Source organism: Planococcus sp. SE5232 (assembly GCF_050686535.1).
GTDB lineage: Bacteria > Bacillota > Bacilli > Bacillales_A > Planococcaceae > Planococcus.
In genome coordinates this window covers 1738672-1760246 of the sequence record NZ_JBOGCP010000001.1, presented here as the reverse complement: position 1 = coordinate 1760246, position 21575 = coordinate 1738672, and the positions used below count along the sequence as shown (strand labels likewise).

Sequence of the window (21575 nt, the reverse complement as noted above, 5' to 3'; positions counted from 1 at the left end):
TTATTTCCCCATTAATATATTCTGGAGTGCAGTTGATAATATGCGAATTTGCTGGTTGATTTTTTTCGTCACCTCGTCAGATGGCTGAAATGAGAGGTCTGGATGATGAATCAGGCCCATCATGTACACTTCAACCAGCGTTAACACATCTTCCTTTTGCATCGTTGGCTGAAAATTCCCGTTCTCTACCTGTTCTATTAAAAACGCAGCGAACGACTGCTGCAAATATTGAAGATTAGAGACTTCTTCCAGTTGACCCTTCACTGTTTTAAACCGTTCTGGATCTTTGGAATAAAGGGAAACAAGCTCGAACACTATGGACCCGTCCGTTTTGATGGATGCTTCTATGTGATCGCCGATGACGCGAAGAAATTGGTCAAGCTTTTCAAGAGGCTCGGCTTGTTCTTGATAAATGGCATCTACTTTTTCCTTTATGGAAGAAGACAAGGTTTCTTGGTTTAATATCGTAACAAATACTTCATCAATATTCGCGAAATATTTATAAACGCCTCCTTGGCTCATTCCAGCTTCTACCACAATATCCCTCATTGCCACCTCGTAGACAGGCATTCGGCTGCACACGCGCTTTGCAGCTTCAACTATTTCTGCTTTTTTTCGTTCTGCATGTTCTGGTTTAACTTTTGGCATGATTCAACATCTCCTTTTGTGAAGGGTGATAATTCTTTAGGGTTTCGACGATCAGTTCCGCTGCTTTTTGGGCACCTCGTTCAGATTTTACCTTCATACCCAATTGCTTTGCCTTTTCTTGAACAGCAGCTGTCTGGGTAAAGCGGATGGCATCTGAAAGTTTCTCCTCAGTCAGTTCCTTCCTTGGAACAGCTTTCGCACCCACTCCCAGTTCATTCATCCGTCTGCCCCAAGCAAACTGATCATTGCCAAACGGGATAATCACTTGAGGAACTCCTGAACGCAAGGCCGCAGCGGTCGTGCCGGCTCCCCCATGGTGGACGACTGCAGACATATAGGGAAAGAGCCATTCATGTGGAACACTCTTTACAAAGAAGGCCTCTTTCGTATTTTGTCTTTCTTCCATCCCACTGCCTGCATTGATAATGGCCCGTTTCCCCGTTTCGTTTAATGCTTTAAGCACCATGTCTGTAGATTCTTCCGCCCGCTTTTTATCACCTACGCTGCCAAACCCCACATAGATTGGCGCGTCACCGGCGTCTAAGAATTGTTGCAACTCCTCCGAAGGCTGGTAGCCGCTTTGGTCTTCTATGAACCAATAGCCAAAAGAATGCACGTTCTCCGGCCAATCCTTGGGAATAGGAAAAACGCTAGGGCTCAAAGATACAATGGTAGGGTGATTCTTTGTTCGCTGTTTGGGATAAGGATTAGTGAATCCTTTTGGCAGCTCACCGTTCTTTTCTATCCAATACCGCTTAAACCCTGAATTGGCCATCTTCCAAAATCCCTTCTCAAATATCAGGTGTGTCAGCTTGTTGGAAAGTTTCCCAAGCCTTACCTTGTCATAAAAAATAATCGCTGGATATTCATTGGTCGGGACCATAGGAAATGGGGAGGCAAGTATGCATGGAATGCCCATTTCTTTTGCCACAAAATAACCAAGTATTGAGCCCGGGTGATATACAATCGCATCCGACCCCTCGCACGCTTTATGCTGATCTTCCTGAGCGCCTACCATTAAATCCATTAGGTCATCATTCTTTAAGCTTGAAAAAAATTTAAATGGATTATCTGCCTCCTTCACCACGCCACTTTCAATGATTTTAGCCACATCCCCTCGAATCGGCGCATAATCAAAGCCATAGCTCTCGACAAGCCCTCGATAAGACTCGGATGCGGCGATCCGAACCTCCATTCCACGCTTTTTCAACTCTATTCCAAGTGCAATATATGGCTGAGTATCTCCGCGAGTCCCACTCGCTAACATTGTAACTATCATGTATAAAAACCTCCTGTTATGAATCAGATTTAAAAACGACAGTGTTGTCTTTTTTATTCTATAACTAATTATATTCGAAGTCAACAAAAAAACGACAGTTCCGTCGTTTTAAAAAAGAAGGTCCATGACTCTTTTTTCTTTTAGATACTAATTAGGTGTTAAGGAGAATAGAATGTGGAGATATAGGTTAAATAATTCCTCTATTGTCTATATCAATATTTTAGAACATAAAAAAACCATCCTCCAAAGAAGATGGCTTTCCTTTTTCCGACTCCTGTATCCTCGGTTCCTCATATATTAATGAAGCAATTATTTATTCTTGCCGTGTTAATATCATTGGAACCTAGTTGGATTTTCTTTTCACCAATCCAAATTTCATCTATTTCACTAAAGTGATGCATCTTTAATACGTTACGTACTTGTAATACTGTTTTAAAAGATTCAATTTATTGCTTATATGCTTTCAACTTAGGCTCAATAAATAGAGTTGAGTAATTAATTTTCGATTTCAAGAATAGCCTCGATTTCTTCTTGAATCTCTCTATTCACCAAAAGAGAACGTTTTTTTCTCAATTCAAGATCCATTTCTTGGTCAATGAAATCATTCGTATGTTTATCAAAACAATTAAAACAAATAGAGTAAAAGTCTTTTTTCTCTTTCTTTAAAAAATTAAATTCCCACGTTTCAAGTTCCAAATAACTTACTTTATCTTTCGTTTCTTTTTCACATAATTCGCAAGTTGTTTTCATTATAAAAAACCCTTTCATACATCTACCTTTTATTTTTTTCCTGGCGATCTTTAATTCTTTTTAAGCGCCCATGATATTTCATTATATTCGCTTGTGATTGTTTGGCATCTTCGCTAGTAGGTTGCAAGTTGGCAATATCCCAGTATTTAATAACTACATCTAATACTTGGTCAAAGTATTGTAGTGGTCCATAATTCGTATCTATTGCAATGGTTTTCATTCTATCGCTAAAGTCTGGCATAACGGCACCTGGCATAGAGAAATTAATAATTACCTTCTCAAAATAAACAATGAAATTCGGATCAAGTTCAAGATGTGCTTTCACTGTGTCGCGATAGAATGCATAATGAAGTGCTTCGTCTTTCGCTACACGTCGAAGTAATGTTGCTAAATCTTTGTCGTAAAGACCCGCTACCTTAGCTACATTATTATAAAAGACTAGGGTAGCTAACTCTTGCAAAGAAGTATAGGCCATTGTTGCTAGAGGATTAGTGAAATCTGGAAACCAACCACTTTCAACAACTCGTTTTCGTAATGCATGCAATCTTACGGGATCTACGTTTCGTGTCACCAATAAATACGTTTCAAGTAAGTTAGAGTGCTGGTCTTCTTCAGCTGTCCAAGTGCGTACGAAATCATTTATTACTTCCATTGAATTTTTAAATGTATAATCCAAATGCGAAGTATACCAAGGTAAATTTACTTCTGTAAGTAATGCTGTTTCTACCGCAATAATTACACCCTCTGGAAGAGTTACTTGACTTTCATCCCAAGGAACTCGTTTAAAGGACATGGCCTTGTCCCATGGAATAAATTCGTGATAGCTCCAGTCAATATTTGCAGAACGTTCCTTATGTAATTGATATAATTCTTTAATGCGTGGTTCTAAGCGTATATCCAAATCTGAGTTTAACATTATCTTTTCTCCTTTAGGTGTTTTTCTAACTTTAAACCATTTGAATTTTTTTAACAATTATTAATGTTAGAACGTTGGTGTAACCGTCAAGTAGGATAGATCCATTTTTCACAAATTATGTATAGTTCAACTTAGTTGTAAGTCGACGATTTTGATAAGTTATCATTCATTCTAAAATCACCATTTCCCACTTTGTCTACGCCCCTTAATATGGCTCCTCATGCCAATTTTAAAATTGCTGTGGTCTATTTTCTACACTTAGTATTACTTAGTTCTTAAGAAAGAGTGTTAAGCCCAATGTAAAAAAGTCTACTTAGCTTACATCGACCTTAACACATTCCGTAATATACTAGGAAGTCCTCTTAAAGAAAAGCCGCCCATTACATGGACGGCTAATTATTTCATGTATATATGGATAACACCCCGTTGATATTACTTCAAGCTTTCCAAGGCTTAACCTCAATAACTCTATCCACATTAGCAACTTCCTTCTCATCAGCCGATTTCTTCGACCAGATCGTCGCAAGGATCGGTCCGGAAATGTTATGCCAAATTGCACCCCAGACGCTTGGAAGTGCAGCGAGCGGGCTGAAATGGGCTGTGGCCAAGGCGACGCCTAAGCCGGAATTCTGCATGCCCACTTCGAGCGAGATGGCGCGACGGTCCGTTTCATTGAGCCCCATCGCCATAGCTGTCAGATAGCCCAGCAATAAGCCGAAGCCATTATGCAAAAAGACGGCCAGGAATACGATGAAGCCTGAACTGATGACATTTTGCGCATTGGCAGCTGTGACTGCCGACACAATGATCAAGATGGCTGCAACGGAAATGAGCGGCACGATGGAAATGCTCTTGGCGACTGCTTTCGGGAAAAACCGTTGAACCAGAATGCCGAGTGCGATCGGGATGATGATCACTTGAACGATCGACAAGAACATCGACACCGGATTTACCGGAAGCCATTGGCCCGCCAGCAGCAATAGCAAAAGCGGCGTCATGATGGGTGCCATCAAGGTCGATAACGAGGTCATCGCAACGGATAGCGCCAGATTTCCTTTGGCCAGGTAGACCATGACATTGGATGCCGTCCCGCCTGGAACGCTTCCAAGGAGCACAAGGCCTGCCGCCAGTTCAGCTGGCAGTTTCAATAGATACGCGATGCCGAATGCTACAAGCGGCATGATCAAAAACTGCGCCGCTACCCCGATGATGACTGGGAGCGGACTTTTGAAGATGATTTTGAAATCGACGGGTTTCAGCGTCAAGCCCATTCCGAACATGACGACACCCAGGAGAATCGTAATATAGCTGCCGAAGCCCAGGAATGCTGCTGGGAAGAAAAAAGCCAATAACGCGATCAGGATGACCCAAAAAGCAAAGTATTTTCCAGCGATTGCACTAATTGACTGCATTATTTTCATCGGGTCGTCTCCTTCTTGTCCACATTGATGTTTTTTCCGGGATTCAATAAATTATTCGGATCCAGCGCTGCTTTTATTTTTTTCATAACGTTCAGTGCTGCTCCGTGTTCTTGTTGCTGGTATTTTTTCTTGCCGATGCCGACACCGTGTTCACCGGTGCAGGTACCGCCGCGTTCAAGCGCGTAGATTACGATGCGTTCATTGAACTCCTGGGCTTTAGCCACTTCTTCGGGGTTGTTCATATCCATCATGATGAGCGCATGGAAGTTGCCGTCGCCGACATGCCCCACGATACCACCCGGCAAACCGAGTTCCATCAAATTTTCCCGTGCATGATTGACCGCTCCTGCCAGTTCAGAAATGGGCAGGCAGACATCCGTCACCATCATTTTTTTGCCGGGATAGCCGTGGATATATGCATAGGCCAGGGTATGGCGTGCTTCCCATAGCAAGATACGCGCTGCCGTATCGGTTTCAAATGCCACCTCTTCACATGCATGCCCTTGGACGATTTCCTGCATAAATTCCACGTCTTGGCGCAGTCCCGCTTCATTGCCGTGAAACTCCAGAAACAGCGTAGGCCCCTCCGTATAAGCGGTATCATTGTATTTATTCACTTGCTTCATGGATTGCTCATCTACGAGTTCAACGCGGGCGATCGGAATGCCCGCCTGCAAAATCGATACGACCGCTTCCACAGCATCTTTGACTGTTGGAAATGACGCGCGGGCTGCTGTAATAAATTCAGGTATGCCATAAACACGAAGCGTCATTTCAGTAAAGCAGCCGAGCGTTCCTTCTGAACCGACAAACAACCCATTCAAGTGAAGGCCCGATGAAGATTTTGCTGCCTTGTTTCCGGTATGGATGAGGGTCCCATCAGCCAACACCACTTCCAAATCCCGTACTTGGTCACGCATAACCCCGTATTTAACAGACGTGGTGCCACTGGCATTGGTGGCGGCCATTCCGCCAAGTGTCGCATCCGCTCCCGGATCTACAGTGAAAAACAAACCGTACTTCTTCAATTCCTTATTCAGCTGGGTCCGTGTGACTCCAGGCTGTACCGTCACGAGAAAGTCCTCTTCAAAAACCTCCAGCACTTTGTTCATCAATGAAAAATCGATGGTGATGCCTCCGCTTTGCGGGATGACATGTCCCTCTAAACTGGAGCCGAGACCGAACGGGATAACGGGAATCTGATAATGCGTCGAAATCTTCATGATTTCAGAAACCTGTTCTTTGGTTTCTGGGAAAACGACAATATCCGGCAGCTCCATTTTATGATAAGATTCGTCTTTGCCATGCAATTCCTTAACGGTTTCATTTATGCTGATCTGCTCTAATTTCAAGTGTTCCTTTAAGCTTTCAAGGATCTTTTCTTGATTGTCGATTGCCATGTTGTATCGCTCCTTTAGTGATTTTTAATCTAATAAAATATGAAATTAATTTCCACGTCAAATTGGTCCAACCAATTAACCTAATTATACATAATACTCTGAAAAGTACAATGTGTATTTTCAGACATTTGCGAACATATTCTGTATGATAATGGAAAGCTAAAAAACAAGTAGGCGGGGAGAGAATCTTTTTGAATCCTAAGAAACGAATTTATGAATTGATTGTGGAACAGATCAACATGATCTGCCTGGAACAGAACTTGCAGCCCGGCGATCGGCTTCCTTCCGAACGGGACTTGGCCAGTCGATTTGGTGTCAGCCGAAATTCAGTCAGAGAAGCGTTGAAAGACCTGGAAAGTAAAGGCGTCATCGAAACCCGACAAGGCGGCGGAAGCTTTCTTGCACCGTCCAAACGGGATGTGCTCGGTACTGAGCTTCGCACCCACATCGACGAGACCCATACCCAGTTGATCGACGAAATGCTTGAACTGCGGAGGGCTTTCGAAGTCGAAGCCGTTTCCCTCGCAGCACAGCGGGCCACTGCAGAAAATTTGGAAGCCATCAGACGTGTGCTGTCCCAAATGGCCGAAGCTGTAGACGATCCGGAAATGGGCGTTCAGGCAGATTTGGATTTTCATCTGCAGGTGGCCTATGCGACCAAAAACCAATTATTGATCGATTTGATGGAAACCCTCGCCAAGCGGATGGAAGAAAATATCCGGGCAACCCGCAGCCAGCGGTTTACCGATAAGGGCCGCCATCAGGATACTCTCAAAGAGCACGAAGAGATTTACCGCGCCATCGCAGAGGGCAACAGCGATTTAGCGAAGCAATTGATGGAGAAGCATATTTCCCGGATTCGATTGGAGCTGCATAGAGCTACTTAATATACGATTGAGATGTCTCCCTCAATCCTACCCAATATAAAAAAGCGTCGATTTCTAGTGAAATCGACGCTTGAGCTTGTAGATAAAAGAATATTGATGTCATTTAAAGAATGTATATACATTTCATCCTGTTTATACCGGATCCTGCGCTTCAGGCGGACGCTTTCCACGGGCTCGCGCCGAACTAACTCGGACTGGCGCCCGAGTGGATTTCGGCACTTCGTCGCTTCGCTGCTCCCGCAGGAGTCGCCGCCTGGTGCTACGGATCCTTGAGTGAAGAGTTTACAAGATTTGCAGGGATTACATTTACTGATATTGACTAGTAAGCTTCTCTCTTTGATTGAAGCAACACGCTTCCAAGCGGGCTGGCCATGAAGACTCCTGTGGGACAGCGAGAGCTGAAGACCCCGCAGGAACGCAGTGACGAGGAGGCTGAAGCTGAGCCCATGGAAAGCGAAGTGGCCGGACCGCTTGGAGATTATGCACTGCTATACATTTTGGTCAGGCTTTGTCTACAGTCTGAAGCGTCGATTTCTAGTGAAATCGACGCTTTTCAGCATACACTTATGTGAATATCTTATTTCAATCTTTCCAAAAACTCTTCTTCATTTTCAGCGCCCATATGATCTATGGCACTTAAACCATCCGGTCCTGGCAAAGCAGGGTCGGCTCCGTTTTCCACCAGCACCAGCGCCATGTCATCGTCTCCATACATAACGGCTGACCCTAAAACGGTCGAATAGTCATCCGTCGAGTTGGGATCTGCTCCAGCATCCAGCAAAGCTGTAACGATGGCCGGATCTCCAGAATAAATGGCATACATCAAGGCGTCCGATCCTTCGGAATCCGTGGCATGGATATCTTCTCCGTCTGCGAGGGCTTGTTCGACGCCTGCCAGATCCCCCATGGAAGCAGCTGTTATGAGTGCTGTTTCATTTTCTACGCCAAAATCTTCTTCATAGAAGCTTTCATCTATATCCGTTGCGAATTGCGAAAAGGCGAAGGCGCCCCCAGCAAAAAGAGCGACTGTCAGGAAGTAAGCTCCTCCCAGCACACCCACCATCAACGCAGCGCCAAGGACGATTTTGCCGTGGTCCGGCTCATAGAATTTCATATCACTATTGTCGAATTGCCCAATCGCCTGTACGCGCTTCGGCAGGCGCGGATGCGTCGACAAGACTTCGCTCAACCAGACTACCGCGTTGGATTCCGTCGCAATCTGTTCAAGATAAGCATCTTCGTTCACTTCCATATACGTCTTCTTGCCGATTCCAAGAAGCGTCAATGCCCGCTTCGCCGCTGACGCGTTCTGGATGGTGAAAGCAGCATGACGGTCGCATGTATATTCACATGACCGGCTATACGCTTGGCTGAGGAATGGAATAAACCCAGCCGGCAGGATCAACAGGTTTTTCCAAACGTGGCGCCGCTTCACATGGGCCAGTTCGTGGGCGATGATAAAGTCCAGTTCCTCCTGCCCCTGCTCACGCGCCAGTTCAAATACTTCGGAATACAAGACGACCATATCGCGACCGAAGAAACGGGTAGCAAAAGCATTCAATGCCCCTTCTGATTGGATGACAAAAACATCCGGCACTTTCTTCAACTCCATTTGTTTCGCCAATATCTGTACGCGTTCATAGACATCCGGAAATTGCCGCTCGTGGACACGGACCCCATTGCCACGGATCGAACCGAGCATAACGGCGTTTGCGAACAGCATAACGACAAAAATTGTAATGGCGATCGCAATACCGATGATGGATACGACTGCTGCTGCATAGATAAGAATGCTGAAAAATAAACTAATGAAAAAATATACGTTTTCTCTGTGTGATTGAATAGCTGTTTTATCCATCTCTTACTTCCTCTCAATTTGGAATATCTTACATATAATAGCACATGATACCCATTTAAAAATGGTGAATTTTCGTAAATACTCATTTTATTTTCCCGGCTAAGTCACGCTCGAATTGGAGGCGTTAAACAGACAACCACCCCCTTCACTTGCGAAGGGGGTGGTTGATACCTTTTCTTTATTTAGCTCAGAATAGCTAGGCATTCTCCTGTTTTAAGCTTTCAATAATAGTGTCGTTTTTGATTTTGGCGGTTGCATAAAGCATCGCTGCTCCGACAATCAGGAATATCATCAAGACCACAAAGAGGATGCTCATCCAAGGAAGCGTAAAGCCGTATTGGAATGTATAGCCGAGTGACCAGTGCATGGCGAACATGACGGCAATACTCAGCGGCAGTCCGATCGCCAATGCTTTCACACCATAAAAAAGGCTTTCGTAGCGGATCATCTTCGTAAAGCCTTTCGGCGTCATCCCGACCGACCTCAACATCGCAAACTCCCGTTTCCGGAGCGAAATGCTCGTGGAGATGGTATTAAAGATATTGGCGATGGAAATGAGCGAGATCAAGGTGATGAAGCCGTATGTGAAAACGGACATCAGCAAAATCATCTGCTCTTCCTGCCGGCGCTGCCGGTAGACGTTTTGGACTTGGATCGTCATGTCATTCTGTTCTTCAATCGCTTCTTGTGTCGCGATTGGATCGGTGCTTATGGCATAAATCGAATGCATGAATTGATCGTCCGTGAGCTTCAGTTGTTCAAAGGCTTTTTCAGGGATGATGACATTCAATCCTCCTAGAAGCGCCGTCTCTACACCCATCGGAACTTCATTGGTCAATGCTGCAATTTCAAATGTACTTAACCGTTCTTTTTCAGCTGGCTCGCCTGCCTCGTCATAAGGTTGGCTATACAAGTCAATTGCATCCCCAACATCACTCAGGATGGTTTTGGTTTGAACGAATTGGCCGGACGCGGCATCTTCATAAGACACTTGATCAATGACGATTGCTTTCAGACTGCCCTGGCCGAAAGTTTCCGCATTCATCCCGAGCTTTTTCGCATAAGCTTCAAAACTGGCATCGTCCAGGCCGTGGATATCGACATAGTATCGGAACTTTCCATCTTCAAGTGCTACTTCGCCGGTTTCCAATTGCGCAGCCAAACGTTCTGGCAGCCGTTCTGGTTCAATTAGCGCTTCTGCCCATGTGCTTTTGATCATTGTGGCTTCGGTGACATGCTGTAATTGGCGGTATTTGGGCAGGTCGCTTTCTCCGACACCATTTCCGCTGATCTGCAGGTCGTATCGGGAATCACCGCGCACCATTTCCATGGATTTTTTCAAGCCGTCGGTAAAATACGTCACCGACAAAAATAGGACGATGCTGATGACCAGTGAAAACACAAGGGCTAAGTAGCGTTTGCGGTTGCGCTTGGCATTCTTCAAGCCGATTTCCGCTTCCAGGCCAAAAATTTTCCGCACCCACTTGGATGTTTTAAGATTTTTCCCGGACAATTTGATGTCTTCTGTTTGGCGGATGGCATCGATGGCGGAAATTTTCGCTGCTTTTTTTGCAGGGAGATAAGTCGAAATGAAAATGGTCAAAATCGAAATGCCACAAGAGAGCAGCAATGAAGATGGCGTGACGACCAACTCAAGCTTTTCAGAAATATTGAGTGCGTCTTCAATGAACGTATTGATGAAGACAAAAGTCAGGCTAATGCCACCAAAACCTGCCAACAATCCGATGGGTATACTGATCGCCCCAATCACCGCTCCTTCAAAAAAGACGGAATTGCGCTTTTGCTTTTTCGTTGCTCCAACGCTCGACAGCATGCCCAGATGCCTTGCACGCTCAGAAACACTGATGGCGAAAGCATTATAGATCAATGCCACCGAACCGATAAGAATGACCGCCATGATGATTGTTGCCAATGAAAACAGCGTAAGCCGCAAACGATCATTGCCGGTCACGCCATAATAGCGCAGCAGGTCCGAATTGAATTCAACCTTTTCAATGCCGTTATCATCTGCGAAAGTTTTTGCATGGTCATACAGTCCTGTTTTGAGCTTGGAGACGACAACGAAAGCGTCGAATGTTTCGCTTTCATCTAGTTTGTTTTTGTCTATAAAACCGACCACCGTATAGCCGGGCGACCAAGCCGGTTCCCACTCCGGGCGATCGAGTATTCCTGTAATCGTCACCGTTTTCGTTTCCAGGTTGTCGAGTTTTTCGAAGGACTGGCCATCGCTGAACTGCAGTGAGTCGGTTTGTGTCAACACTTTCCCTTCGACCTCGTGGATTCGTTGACCTATTTCAACCGTCAGTTGGTCTCCGATTTGAACAGGCATTTCAATATTTTCCTGGATCACTGATGAGATGGCGACTTCTTCTTCAGAAGCCGGCAATCGTCCTTCCGAAACCGTCATCGGAAATTGTGCCAAGCCCTGTTCATCATAGTTTTGGAAATACAGGTAGGGCTTGTAAGCATTCGTTGAACCTTCCAGGGTTGCATAGCCACCGCTAGAGAGGATTACCTTTTCGGTATCGCCATCTTGTTCGATGGCCTGGATTTGTTGTTTATTCACATGTTCATATTGGACATGCCATTCCCCGTTTTTTGAAATCTCCTGGCGGACCATGAGATCCAGAAACGATACACCGAGCGTGGTCACCGCTGCAATCATTGAAACGGAAATGATAACGCCGATGATGGTCACAAGTGAGCGGCGTTTGTTCTGCCGCATATGCCGGATGGTTACTTTGTTGATGATGTTCATGGCCGGATGACCTCATCTTTTGCAATTTTTCCATCTACGATGGATATGATTCGGTCAGCTTGCAACGCGATGCGTTCATCGTGGGTGATGACAATCAAGGTCTGCTTGTACATCTTGTTGAACAGCTTCAGCAATTCCATGATTTCTTCGCTGTTTTTACTGTCAAGGTTGCCGGTCGGCTCGTCCGCCAGCATAATCGCGGGGTTGCTGATAAGTGCACGCCCAATCGAGACGCGCTGCTGTTGTCCGCCGGAGAGCTGGTTCGGCAAATGGGACAGCCGTTTGTCTAGCCCCAGCACTTCAATGATTCTGTCAAAATGCTTCGGATCCACTTGTTGTTCGTCCAACAGCATCGGCAAGGTGACATTTTCTTCAACCGTTAAAATCGGGATCAAATTATAGAATTGGTAGATCAAACCGATTTGCCGGCGCCTGAAAATGGCCAGCTGTGTTTCATCCAAGTTGTAAATGTCCGTTTGGTCGATCCATACGCTTCCGCTTGTTGGCCGATCGACACCGCCCAGCATATGGAGCAAAGTCGATTTGCCGGAACCGGACGGGCCGATGATGCAGATGAATTCGCCTTTGTTCACCGTAAACGATACGTCGTCCAGTGCCATCACCGCCGTCTCGCCTGTACCGTATATTTTTGATAAATTTTTCACTTCAACAATTGTCATGCGATAAACCTCCCTAAATTCTATTTCTAAGTTTAGTATAGATAGGCCACATGACTGCCCGGTGACTCGCAAGTGACAATCCAGTCACTTAAGAAAACAAGAGAAAAAGCAGGCAATGGGCTAAATCACCTGCTTGTAGAATTTAATGTGAAATGAGGTACCCATGTCCGGCTCACTTTTCACTTCGATGTCACCCTGTTGGCTGGAGATGATGCTGTATGCCATCGCAAGTCCGATGCCGACACTGTCATCTCCTGCATTTTTGCCTTTATAAAAGCGTTTGAAAACATGGGGCAAGTCCTGTTTCAGGATGCCGCAGCCATTGTCAGCTATCGTAATTTCGGTATAAAGTGCGTTTTCTGTGTAACCGATCGACAGCTTCCCTCCCATTGGAGTATGTTCGACACAGTTTTTCAAGATATTGATCAGCGCTTCGGCGGTCCAGTTCAGATCCCCTGAAAAAGCAGTTTGGGGGTTTCCTTCTATCTCCACCTGCAACCCTTTAATATCCAGCGGCACGAGCAGCGGTTCAATCGCTTTGTCAATAAGAAGCGGCACGGCTATCTGTTCTTTTTTGAACGCAATGGTACCGGCATCGATTTTCGAAAGCTTGAGCAGCGACGACACGAGCCAATCCATCCGCTCCAGCTGAACACGCAGATTGCGGGTGAATTCAGCACGCTTGTCTTCTTCGAGCCGGCTATCGTGCAATAAATCTGACATCACCATCATGGATGTCAGCGGGGTTTTCAATTGATGGGAAATATCCGAAATGGCATCCGTCAACTTTTCTTTGTCTTCACGGAGAAGCGTGCCGTGTTCGGAAAGCTTATTCGTCACTTTGTAGATTTGGCTTTTCAGCAAACTCAATTCACCTTCTGTGTTGTCACGGACATCCAGTTGGAAATCGCCATTGCTGATTTTTTGCAGGTACCCCGACAGCTTGTCGATTTCCCGGTAGCGCCACCACGTAAAAACGACGGCCGTCATGATCAATAAAAAAGATACGATGGCAATGCACCAGGCTGCCGCGGCAGATATGAAAACAGCGGTTATCATCGCGGCTGAGGCGCTGATGACAAGGAGTACCATCAGGAATAATTGGATTTCCCGGTTGCGCAGCATTTCAGTCACCCACCTTATAGCCCATGCCCCGCACGGTCTTAATCAGGGTTGGCTGTTGTGGGTCGTCTTCCAGTTTTTCGCGCAGCCGCTTGATATAGACCGTCAGCGTATTGTCGTTGACGAAATCCCCACCGACATCCCAAATCCGGTCGAGCAACTGTGCTCTTGTAAGAACCTGGCCAAGATGATTGGCGAAGATCAGCAGCAGCCGGTATTCCAAAGCTGTCAATAGAACTTCATCGGATCCTTTACGGACTTTTCCGTTTGCCGTGTCCACTTGGACGTCCCCGATTCGGATGGCCGTTTTCGGCTGCTTCTCCCGCTTGTAGCGGCGCAGCACCGAATTGATACGTGACTGAAGTTCACGGACCCGGAACGGCTTGGTGATGTAATCATCCGCTCCCATATCCAACCCCATCACGACATTCACTTCATCATCGAACGCCGTCAAAAAAATGACCGGTATGTCGCCTTGTTCTTTCACCAGTGCGCATAAATCATAGCCACTGCCGTCCGGCAACGACAGATCGAGCAAACACAAACCAATGTCCTTATGCTGTTCTCTGATGACTTTCTCAGCATCTGCCGCTGTGTGGCACAGGACGGTTCCGTAGCCTTCCTGCTGCAGGGAATACGTCAATCCGGATGCGATGGTGCGATCGTCTTCGACCACTAAAATGTTCATATGGTTTCCCCTATCATCTAATTTATCTTGTTTTTCAGTTAACCGGCTGAAATGAATCCGAGCTTGTAGACAAAAGAATATTGCTGTCATTTAAAGAATGAATACACATATTATCACGTTTATACCGGGTCCTGCGCTTCAGGCGGACGCTTTCCACGGGCTCGCGCCGAACTAACTCGGACTGGCGCCCGAGTGGATTTCGGCACTTCGTCGCTTCGCTGCTCCCGCAGGAAGCGAGTCGGGCTGTGCCTGACCCGTTTGCGACGAAGCTAGCGCAGCGATGCAGGAGCATATCTTTGCCCTTCGCCGCCTTGTGCTCCGGATCCTTGAGTGAAGGGTTTTCTAGATTTGTTAGGACTATTTTTTCTAGAACAGACTAGCAAGCTTCTCTCTTTGATTGAAGCAACATGCCCCCAACCGGGCTGGCCACGAAGACTCCTGTGGGACAGCGAAAGCTGAAGACCCCGCAGGAAAGGCATTGGCCGAAACTTGTGAGGTCAAGCCTTTGCGACGAAGCTAGCGCAGCGATGCAGGAGCATGGGTTTTCCAGTGACGAGGAGGCTGAAGCTGAGCCCATGGAAAGCGAAGTGGCCGGACCGGTTGGGGATTATGCGCTGCTATAAATTTTGGTCAGACTTTGTCTACACTCTGTCCTTCTGAATCTACGATACAGGCTTTTGCATTCCATGACCAGAGACTGGTTGAAATTTACAGCAAGGTTGATCCGGCTTATGGGTTAGTTTCTTTGCCTTGGGATTGGTACTTTTTGTGATGACTTGCAGAAACGGATTGGCTGTAGTAAGATTTCTAAAGTAAATATCCATCAATCCCCATCTGTATAACCTTAAGAATATGGCTTAAGGGTCTCTACCAGGAACCGCAAAATCCTGATTACAGAAAACGATCCGTTCGTTTTTTGTAATCAGGATTTTTTTGTGTTTTCTGACAGGGATCTTTAGAGCCATTTTTTTATTCTATTTTCGAAAGGAAGCGTATGAGCACATGAATTTTAAAGTCTATATTTTAGCACTCGCCACAGTCGCTGTCGGACTCGTGGAACTTATTGTAGGAGGCATCTTGCCGACGATCGCAGAGGAGTTCGGCGTCTCGTTAAGTTCAGCCGGACAGTTGATCACCGTATTTGCGTTGATCTACGCCATTGCCGGACCTGTTTTACTGGTGGCGACCAGCCGATTTGAACGAAAGAAAGTTTATTTGATTTCCTTGTTCATCTTTTTCCTCGGCAATATCCTGACATTTTTCAGTCCTGACTTTACGTGGATGATGATTGCGCGTGTATTGACTGCAGCGAGTACCGCACTCATTGTCGTCTTGTCATTGACCATTGCGGCAAAAATCGTCGAACCGCCTTACCGTGCGAAAGCGATCGGTCTGATTTTTATGGGGATCAGTTCGTCACTCGTCCTCGGAGTTCCGCTTGGCATCCTTATTTCCGATGCTTTCGGATGGCGTGTGATTTTCCTCGGGATTGCGGCGTTGTCCGTCGGCTCGATGGCACTTATCGCCCGTTATATCCAGCCCATTCCCGGAAGCGTAGCTGTCCCCCTGTCGCAGCAATTGAAAGCAGTGGCGAGTGCCAAAATCGGTACGGCGCATCTTGCGACGATGTTCATGCTTGCAGGACATTACACCGTTTACGCCTACTTCACGCCATTTCTTGAGACCAACCTACAGCTGAGCTCGTTCTGGGTCAGCGTCTGTTACCTGGTGTTCGGAATCGCAGCAGTCAGCGGCGGAGCAATCGGCGGCACGATGTCCGATTCGATCGGCTCGAAAAAGAGCATCATCATCGTCATTTCAGCGTTTGCGGCTGTGTTATTCCTGCTTCCGCTGACAACGTTCTCGCTAATCATTTTCCTTCCGGTGATGATCATTTGGGCAGCACTGAGCTGGAGCCTCGCTCCGCCTCAGCAAAGCTATTTGATCGAAACCGACCCGGCCACGTCGGATATTCAGCAAAGCTTCAATAACTCCGCCTTGCAGATCGGCATCGCCTTAGGTTCTGCCATCGGCGGCATCACCTTGACCCAAACCGGTTCGGTATCCAGCACCGCTTGGGTTGGTGCTGTAATCGTGCTGATCGCTCTTGCCTGTGCCGTCTTTTCACTGACGCGCCCTGCAATTGACCGGAATGCCGATGGAGCTGACAAAGGGAAATTCAGTGCAGGTTATGGACAAAATTAACGTGCTTTCAGAGAGTGGAACATTAGTAAGATACACAAATAGCACACCACACGAAATGAATCCATGTCACTTTAAAAAATAAATTGCATCAATTTCAAGCTTTATTTTGCACAGAATTTAAGAAAAACCAGTAACCTTAATACAGAGGTTACTGGTTTTTAAATTAGAAATTAAATTATAAAATTACTTAAATCTCTCATATTTTAATTTGGTTTGTTATTGAAACGCAGAGCTTTGGAGTACAATTTTGTTCAGAACTCTAACCTCACTAGGATATTCCTCTTTGTGCGTTCACCATTCGGGTTCAGTTCAGTGTTTTGATTTTGTGGCTTTTCTTTAGAGATCATCTCACCATGTTCTATATGAAAGATCCCATCCGATTTCTTTTAGGAAATCATCGAATGGAGGAAGTTTTTTCTTCAATTGCCGGTTTGGCAGAAGAATCTCTTGCCGGAATTTCCCGAATAGGATGGGGGCTATTTCCGGGAATTCCTGATCCAGTCCAAATTTACTTCTTTCATCAATAGCGCCTAGAGAATCGACAGTATAGGCTGTCATGACCGGAAACTCTTGCTGGAGGATACTGAAATTAGAATAAAAAGCACTGATGTAGCCATGTAGCTCAAAATGAGGTTCAGATGGATTGTACTCACCTGAATACTTTCGTTCATGCTGCGGCATGAACGCTTGGGCACTCCCGATCTCCCAAACACCGACCATGATAGCAAAAGCCGCGACTGCTGCTCGCCGGGCTTCATCATTCGAATCCGTGAAATGAAGGTCATATCGATCAAACTCGAATACCCACGCGCCGTGGAAATAGGTCGGTTCAAAGACTTTCAATACCGCCTCTACTTTTTCTACAATCGTTTTCCCATCTTCTGAGAGTTCAACTTCATTAGGAACATCGGGAACAAAACCGCCTGCAATATTTTGAACATCCAGATTGCTTCCGACATAACGAATCACTCGTTGGTTCAAGAAGATTTCCTGATCTTCGGCGGAATCCAAAAGAGCATGTGTCATCCAACGCATCGCCTCTCCTGGGTTCCCCAAGTCGTACATGGTAAACGCATAAAAGACTTTTAGAAGACCGACGTCCCAAAATCGCAGCATCCCTTCCATTAAAATCTTTTCAGATTCCGTAAACTGGCCGAGCTGTCGGTACAATGAGCCGATTTGAACATAGGAATTTACCGCTTCCTTTTTGGGCAAACCAAGCTCGAGTGCCCGTTGGTATACAGAAATTGCATCCTCTTCTTGCTTTAAAATATCGTAGCTCCATGCGCATTCATAATGCAGCACTGCATGTTCCGGATGCTGTAAAACAAGTTCCTTAAGAAGCCGGTTTGACTCCAGCAGGTTACCATCCCGACGAAGCTCCAAAGCAGCTTTCAGCGATTCTTCCATTCGGCTCAATCCCTTCATCGTACCTGAGAACTTCTGTATATTATACACAATTCCCATTGCAATCTTAGCCGCTTATATTCAGTTCGTAAGTAGCATATATCTAAAAGACCGATTATATAGAAATTAAAATTGTATGTTAACAACTTTTTCTTGATAACCATAAAAGCACACGATTACAGACAAAATGGAGAGAAGAAAGGCAATGATTAACTTCTCTTCTCTCCATTCGTATATGAATTGCTTCCGATAACGGTTATGCTATGTAAACTGATAATTCTTTAAAGCAGTAATATACACAAAATACTTCGCCGCCATTGAATATCTCGCGTTAAAAGGCATCGGAACCATCTATTCCGATGCCTTTCTTCACCTTCTTTCACCTCCTATTTAGCGTTTACATATGAAATTTGATGCCGTACTCCTCGGCAACCGAAAGCATATGCTGCATTTCATCTGGACTAGGTGATTGAATGGCACCCGTATAGTTTTCAGGTACTGGTACACTCATTTTCTTAAAAAACTTCTCTAACCCAGCCGGGCAAATAAAAGCCAGAACTTTCGCCTTGTCGGTTTTTACAGAAAAGGCATGCTGCACTCCTCGAGGAATGTGTATATACGTGCCTGGCGATGCATGGATTACTTCATCGCTCACGACATATGTTACTTCCCCTTCGAGCAGGAAAAAGTATTCATCCTCATTCGTATGCAAATGAGGCGGTGGCTCCAACCCTTTTATTTTTTCAATTAACATTACTGCATACTGGCCACCTGTGTTTTCACCATCAATTAAAAAAGAAAATTTTGCTCCACTGAACAATAACGTATTCTCTGCTGACGGGTAATTAGCAGTCGGCTTGTTAACCATTGCATATCCTCCGTTCAATTTCGATAATGGGAGATCCATTAACAGAGGAGTGTTTGTCGGATTTTCACAAAATGCCTCAATACTATTTCTAATAATTTGCAATGGGTCAATCTGTAAGGGAGTGTGCTATTGCCTGAAACGTCATTTGGGAGAATGAAAAGCACCTCTTTTCTCTTTGACACCTTCTGTTGTCTATAGTATATTTTTTTTATTTTTTAAAAAAAGAATCAGCTTGAAAGTTTTAATAATTTTTAATGTCCACCGTAAAATCAATAACTCCACAATGGCCTACAATATGATTACATTCGAGTATAATTTAGTATGCGCTTAGTCGATATCCAGTACAGTTTCAACTATATGGAGGATGACTGCCTACTCCTTTCAAGTTGCTGACGATACTGATGTACACAATGTCCTTTCCTCCTAGACATTCATTGATCATCACTCTCCGGATATGCTTTCTGTGGTGGACCTTTTCCGTTTTGTCAATTTGATTTTCTTTGTCCGCTACAGCTTACGCTACGCCATTGTCCCCATCGCTTTTACCGCTTGTTTCAATGCCTAAAGTGTCAAACCAAATATTTTTTCAATGTTGATCATCACTGATGCCTAGAAAGAGCTCTTGTTAAAAGATTAAGCCGTTCTTAAAAGTACACTTACACGAACGGAAAAAGGGAGCTTTCACCAGTTTTTTTGCTACTCTATTATATCTTTCTATTATGTTCCGCCCAAAGAGCGTACCCTAACCAAATTAGCGCTATTCCCATCGGTATCGCAAATATTCGATCAAATGGATGCGGGACGATAGAAGCACCGATAGTCGCCACAGCACTGAAGGCAAGAAGAGCACCCCCTAAGCGTGACAGGACTTTAGCGCGAAATATGGCAATGCCGAATAAGAACCCTCCAAGGATATACATTACCCCGGCCAATGAACCTATAGTCGGAAGAATCCCAAGATCGACCTCACTAACGAATCCGCCAAAAATTCCTATGAACCCTTCTACAAACTGTGGAGCCATTGTTGTAAGTAGCGGCAAAACAAAAGCTTCAATGAAACTGAAAACCGCTGCCGATAACCAAAAAAGACTAAACATGAGAAAACCAATTAACCCAAGCCAACCGCTTTCCTTCACTTGTCTTGTGTAAATTCCCGTAATGCCTATTAAGTTAAAGATGGCTATTGCCATCGTTAAGCACGCCACAATAACCCATAAGTTTGTATCCACAGAAGATATATCATCAGATGGGTGAATGAATTGAATCACAATATATAGAATTCCTGCCGTGATTGCGAACAAACCAGTCCACCGAGTAATTACTGTTGTTGTCAGCCACTTTTTACTATCCTTTATATTATGCTTGTTATTCATGTTTATGCCTCCATTCATCAATCACATTAGATTATCTTCTACATCGACTTAATCACCAGTTTGCGAAGAATAATTTTATAATTTGTGAAAAATCTTAGGAGTATTCCTGACTGAAAATAATTGCATGCAGGTTTTAAATTTCCACACCTCAAATTCCTAAAAAAATGTTAGTCAGGGTATAAGATGAACTTCAATCCAAAAACTCTGCGGCAACAAAAATAGAAAATGCTGATTCAATAACGTGGATCATGAACAATATTTTCTTTCATTTTGTTACTTCTTCAACCAGTATATTCGACTACGCATTTCCAACAAGTTTTTCCAAGGTTATTACAACGTTCCCACGTTTATGTCCTGTTTCAACATAGCTATGAGCTGCAGCGACTTGATCTAAGGAATAACTTCGATCTATCACAGACTTAACCTTTCCTGCCTCAATCAACTCCTTTAAGAAAAGCAAATCTTCTTTGCGCATTGATGCTACTCCAACTTTCAATTTCTTGCTGCCTTTAATAGATGTCGTTATCATCCGCGCAAACTGCGGCAGTCCTGCTACTGCCGCAAGGTAAATTCCATTCCCCTTCAAGGATTTTCTACATTTTGAATACGTAGTCTTGCCCACCGTGTCAAAAATAAGATCGTATGATTTACCCGATTTGGTAAAATCCTCTTGGGTGTAATCAATAACGTAATCAGCACCCAATGACTTCACAAGTTCAATATTTTTTTTGCTGCAGACAGCTGTAACTTCTGTATCGTAACTTTTAGCCAATTGCACTGCATAAGTGCCTAATGCACCCGAAGCACCGTAAATCAGCACTTTTTGACCTTTTTTAATATGCCCCTTATCTCGAAGAAAAAATAAGGATGTAGTGCCACCAAAAGGGACAGAAGCTGCCTCTTCAAATGTCATATTGTCCGGTTTTATAGCAATTGCCCCTTTTTCTTTAATACATACGTATTCAGCGTTTGCCCCTAGATTTCCTCCTGTTCCGCAAAATACAAAATCCCCTTCTTTAAATGACTGGACATCTTTTCCAGTCGCTTCTACTTCCCCGGATAGCTCTGAACCCAAAATCCCGATTTTAGGTTTTTTTAGGCCATAGAAAAACCTGACAGCAAACGGATCTGCCCTCCGGACTTTGCAGTCTCCGGAAGTTGCAGTAGTTGCATGAACCTTTATCAGAACTTCGTCATTTTTAGGGACGGGCTTTTCCACTTCCCTAAGTTCCATAACTTCTGGAGGTCCGTAGGTTTTGTGAACACTGGCTTTCATAAAGAAACACTCCCTTCA

Annotated in this window: 18 protein-coding genes and 1 riboswitch; of the genes, 3 read left to right on the top strand and 15 right to left on the bottom strand. The window is 44.8% G+C overall.

Annotated elements, in window-relative coordinates; genetic code table 11:
* From ACRC6Q_RS08400 to ACRC6Q_RS08375, 6 genes are all read right to left on the bottom strand, one after another.
* A complete protein-coding gene (locus ACRC6Q_RS08400) occupies nt 1–648 on the bottom strand; it encodes a TetR/AcrR family transcriptional regulator (protein ID WP_431466242.1) in 648 nt (215 codons plus the stop codon).
* A complete protein-coding gene (locus tag ACRC6Q_RS08395; RefSeq protein WP_431466241.1) occupies nt 635–1927 on the bottom strand; it encodes a glycosyltransferase in 1293 nt (430 codons plus the stop codon). Before ACRC6Q_RS08395 ends, ACRC6Q_RS08400 begins: the two co-directional genes overlap by 14 nt.
* A 495-nt stretch (nt 1928–2422) precedes the next feature.
* Nucleotides 2423–2677, bottom strand: a complete 255-nt coding sequence (locus ACRC6Q_RS08390) for a hypothetical protein (RefSeq protein WP_431466240.1) — start codon at nt 2675–2677, stop codon at nt 2423–2425.
* A gap of 22 nt (nt 2678–2699) precedes the next feature.
* Nucleotides 2700–3593, bottom strand: a complete 894-nt coding sequence (locus tag ACRC6Q_RS08385; RefSeq protein WP_431466239.1) for an acyl-ACP desaturase — start codon at nt 3591–3593, stop codon at nt 2700–2702.
* 437 nt (nt 3594–4030) lie between these two features.
* Nucleotides 4031–5014 carry a bile acid:sodium symporter family protein gene (locus tag ACRC6Q_RS08380; protein ID WP_431466238.1) on the bottom strand — a complete coding sequence of 328 codons (984 nt, stop codon included), beginning with the start codon at nt 5012–5014 and terminating at the stop codon, nt 4031–4033.
* Nucleotides 5011–6414 (bottom strand): FAD-binding oxidoreductase, encoded by a 1404-nt coding sequence (locus ACRC6Q_RS08375; protein ID WP_431466237.1) that lies wholly within the window; start codon nt 6412–6414, stop codon nt 5011–5013. The genes ACRC6Q_RS08380 and ACRC6Q_RS08375 overlap by 4 nt, the downstream gene beginning before the upstream one ends.
* A 191-nt stretch (nt 6415–6605) precedes the next feature.
* Between ACRC6Q_RS08375 and ACRC6Q_RS08370 the strand changes: the two genes are divergently transcribed.
* Nucleotides 6606–7301, top strand: coding sequence for a FadR/GntR family transcriptional regulator (locus tag ACRC6Q_RS08370; protein WP_431466236.1), 696 nt, complete (start codon nt 6606–6608; stop codon nt 7299–7301).
* Nucleotides 7302–7672: 371 nt separating this feature from the next.
* Nucleotides 7673–7873 carry a hypothetical protein gene (locus ACRC6Q_RS08365; RefSeq protein WP_431466235.1) on the top strand — a complete coding sequence of 67 codons (201 nt, stop codon included), beginning with the start codon at nt 7673–7675 and terminating at the stop codon, nt 7871–7873.
* Between the two features lie 5 nt (nt 7874–7878).
* On the opposite strand, the gene ACRC6Q_RS08360 is transcribed toward ACRC6Q_RS08365, so the two are convergent.
* The 5 genes from ACRC6Q_RS08360 to ACRC6Q_RS08340 all read right to left on the bottom strand — a co-directional run bounded on the left by ACRC6Q_RS08360 (nt 7879) and on the right by ACRC6Q_RS08340 (nt 14428).
* Complete coding sequence (locus ACRC6Q_RS08360; RefSeq protein WP_431466234.1) at nt 7879–9159, bottom strand: M48 family metallopeptidase; 1281 nt, start codon at nt 9157–9159, stop codon at nt 7879–7881.
* A 196-nt stretch (nt 9160–9355) separates the two neighbouring features.
* Nucleotides 9356–11938 carry an ABC transporter permease gene (locus ACRC6Q_RS08355; protein ID WP_431466233.1) on the bottom strand — a complete coding sequence of 861 codons (2583 nt, stop codon included), beginning with the start codon at nt 11936–11938 and terminating at the stop codon, nt 9356–9358.
* Nucleotides 11935–12618, bottom strand: coding sequence for an ABC transporter ATP-binding protein (locus ACRC6Q_RS08350; protein WP_431466232.1), 684 nt, complete (start codon nt 12616–12618; stop codon nt 11935–11937). Before ACRC6Q_RS08350 ends, ACRC6Q_RS08355 begins: the two co-directional genes overlap by 4 nt.
* Before the next feature lie 120 nt (nt 12619–12738).
* Complete coding sequence (locus ACRC6Q_RS08345; RefSeq protein WP_431466231.1) at nt 12739–13743, bottom strand: sensor histidine kinase; 1005 nt, start codon at nt 13741–13743, stop codon at nt 12739–12741.
* Nucleotide 13744: 1 nt separating this feature from the next.
* The gene (locus tag ACRC6Q_RS08340; RefSeq protein WP_431466230.1) at nt 13745–14428 is read right to left on the bottom strand and encodes a response regulator transcription factor; all 684 of its coding nucleotides are present in this window, start codon (nt 14426–14428) and stop codon (nt 13745–13747) included.
* Nucleotides 14429–15242: 814 nt separating this feature from the next.
* A riboswitch (purine riboswitch) is annotated at nt 15243–15342 on the top strand.
* Between the two features lie 88 nt (nt 15343–15430).
* On the opposite strand from ACRC6Q_RS08340, the gene ACRC6Q_RS08335 reads away from it, so the two are divergent.
* On the top strand, nt 15431–16633 hold the full coding sequence (locus ACRC6Q_RS08335; protein ID WP_431466229.1) for an MFS transporter: 1203 nt from the start codon (nt 15431–15433) through the stop codon (nt 16631–16633).
* Between the two features lie 348 nt (nt 16634–16981).
* Here ACRC6Q_RS08335 and ACRC6Q_RS08330 read toward each other — a convergent pair whose 3' ends face one another.
* The 4 genes from ACRC6Q_RS08330 to ACRC6Q_RS08315 form a co-directional block, all read right to left on the bottom strand.
* Entirely contained in the window at nt 16982–18100 is a 1119-nt protein-coding gene (locus ACRC6Q_RS08330) for a tetratricopeptide repeat protein (RefSeq protein ID WP_431466228.1), read from the bottom strand.
* A gap of 337 nt (nt 18101–18437) precedes the next feature.
* Nucleotides 18438–18908 carry a cupin domain-containing protein gene (locus tag ACRC6Q_RS08325; protein WP_431466227.1) on the bottom strand — a complete coding sequence of 157 codons (471 nt, stop codon included), beginning with the start codon at nt 18906–18908 and terminating at the stop codon, nt 18438–18440.
* Nucleotides 18909–19612: 704 nt separating this feature from the next.
* Nucleotides 19613–20281 carry a hypothetical protein gene (locus ACRC6Q_RS08320; protein WP_431466226.1) on the bottom strand — a complete coding sequence of 223 codons (669 nt, stop codon included), beginning with the start codon at nt 20279–20281 and terminating at the stop codon, nt 19613–19615.
* A gap of 298 nt (nt 20282–20579) precedes the next feature.
* On the bottom strand, nt 20580–21557 hold the full coding sequence (locus tag ACRC6Q_RS08315; protein WP_431466225.1) for an NAD(P)-dependent alcohol dehydrogenase: 978 nt from the start codon (nt 21555–21557) through the stop codon (nt 20580–20582).
* Nucleotides 21558–21575 lie beyond the last annotated feature (18 nt).

Excerpts from the sequence above, each read along its gene's own strand:
- ACRC6Q_RS08400 (WP_431466242.1), bottom strand. The coding sequence starts at position 648 with ATGCCAAAAGTTAAACCAGAACATGCAGAACGAAAAAAAGCAGAAATA.
- ACRC6Q_RS08395 (WP_431466241.1), bottom strand. The coding sequence starts at position 1,927 with ATGATAGTTACAATGTTAGCGAGTGGGACTCGCGGAGATACTCAGCCA.
- ACRC6Q_RS08390 (WP_431466240.1), bottom strand. The coding sequence starts at position 2,677 with ATGAAAACAACTTGCGAATTATGTGAAAAAGAAACGAAAGATAAAGTA.
- ACRC6Q_RS08385 (WP_431466239.1), bottom strand. The coding sequence starts at position 3,593 with ATGTTAAACTCAGATTTGGATATACGCTTAGAACCACGCATTAAAGAA.
- ACRC6Q_RS08380 (WP_431466238.1), bottom strand. The coding sequence starts at position 5,014 with ATGAAAATAATGCAGTCAATTAGTGCAATCGCTGGAAAATACTTTGCT.
- ACRC6Q_RS08375 (WP_431466237.1), bottom strand. The coding sequence starts at position 6,414 with ATGGCAATCGACAATCAAGAAAAGATCCTTGAAAGCTTAAAGGAACAC.
- ACRC6Q_RS08365 (WP_431466235.1), top strand. The coding sequence starts at position 7,673 with ATGAAGACTCCTGTGGGACAGCGAGAGCTGAAGACCCCGCAGGAACGC.
- ACRC6Q_RS08360 (WP_431466234.1), bottom strand. The coding sequence starts at position 9,159 with ATGGATAAAACAGCTATTCAATCACACAGAGAAAACGTATATTTTTTC.
- ACRC6Q_RS08355 (WP_431466233.1), bottom strand. The coding sequence starts at position 11,938 with ATGAACATCATCAACAAAGTAACCATCCGGCATATGCGGCAGAACAAA.
- ACRC6Q_RS08350 (WP_431466232.1), bottom strand. The coding sequence starts at position 12,618 with ATGACAATTGTTGAAGTGAAAAATTTATCAAAAATATACGGTACAGGC.
- ACRC6Q_RS08345 (WP_431466231.1), bottom strand. The coding sequence starts at position 13,743 with ATGCTGCGCAACCGGGAAATCCAATTATTCCTGATGGTACTCCTTGTC.
- ACRC6Q_RS08340 (WP_431466230.1), bottom strand. The coding sequence starts at position 14,428 with ATGAACATTTTAGTGGTCGAAGACGATCGCACCATCGCATCCGGATTG.
- ACRC6Q_RS08335 (WP_431466229.1), top strand. The coding sequence starts at position 15,431 with ATGAATTTTAAAGTCTATATTTTAGCACTCGCCACAGTCGCTGTCGGA.
- ACRC6Q_RS08330 (WP_431466228.1), bottom strand. The coding sequence starts at position 18,100 with ATGGGAATTGTGTATAATATACAGAAGTTCTCAGGTACGATGAAGGGA.
- ACRC6Q_RS08325 (WP_431466227.1), bottom strand. The coding sequence starts at position 18,908 with ATGGTTAACAAGCCGACTGCTAATTACCCGTCAGCAGAGAATACGTTA.
- ACRC6Q_RS08320 (WP_431466226.1), bottom strand. The coding sequence starts at position 20,281 with ATGAATAACAAGCATAATATAAAGGATAGTAAAAAGTGGCTGACAACA.
- ACRC6Q_RS08315 (WP_431466225.1), bottom strand. The coding sequence starts at position 21,557 with ATGAAAGCCAGTGTTCACAAAACCTACGGACCTCCAGAAGTTATGGAA.